Origin of the sequence: Streptomyces milbemycinicus, from assembly GCF_002154605.1 — a bacterium.
In the GTDB taxonomy this organism is placed as follows: Bacteria; Actinomycetota; Actinomycetes; order Streptomycetales; family Streptomycetaceae; genus Streptomyces; species Streptomyces milbemycinicus.
On record NZ_MUNE01000084.1, the window covers coordinates 1 to 737 of the forward strand.

The 737-nt window shown below is 64.0% G+C and carries 1 protein-coding gene; it reads left to right on the forward strand.

From position 1 onward, the window contains the following. Nucleotides 1–353 precede the first annotated feature (353 nt). Nucleotides 354–737: SPFH domain-containing protein (locus tag CCN51_RS57030; RefSeq protein WP_245881584.1), on the forward strand; the 384-nt coding region annotated here is incomplete at its 3' end.

The window sequence follows — 737 nt, forward strand, 5'->3', positions numbered from 1 at the left end:
ACCGCCCCCGCCGCCGCCCGCGGCGACCAACTGGTTCAGCCTCATCCGGGCCGGGCCGTCCCCCATCGCCCGAGCCTTGGCCCGTTCCCACTCATCATCGAACGACATCTGCGCCGTCCCCCCTCGATTTCAAGATCACGCGGGGCACACGCTATGCAGCGACGGCGCAGCTCACGCGCGCCGTTCGACAACTCTGACGACTTGATAACGCTCGCGGCGGGCAACCTTGACGGAGCCCTTACGTTCCGAACGCATCCGGGCCGTCGCGCAAGCAGTCCTCACTGGTGTCAACTACGTCGAATTCACGACTACGTGGAATTCAAAAGTCGACGCATCGAACTCAAGGAGTGGGCATGGAGGGTGCGGCCGCCATCGCGGTTGTTGTTGTCGTGGCTCTACTGCTGCTGATCCTGCGCAGCAGCATGCGGATCGTCAATCAGGTCGACCGAGGCGTGGTGTTCCGCTTCGGGAAGGCGCTTCCCGCGTACCGCAATCCGGGAATCACGTACCTCGTTCCCTTCGCGGACCGCATGCGCAAGGTGAACGTCCAGGTGGTCACGCTGCCGATCCCGACGCAGGAGGGCATCACACGTGACAACGTCTCGGTCAAGGTAGACGCGGTGGTCTACTTCCGGGTGACGGATCCGGTCCGGGCGGCGATCGAGGTGCAGGACTATGTGTTCGCCGTGGGCCAGGTCGCCCAGTCCTCACTCAGGTCGATCATCGGCAAGAGCGAC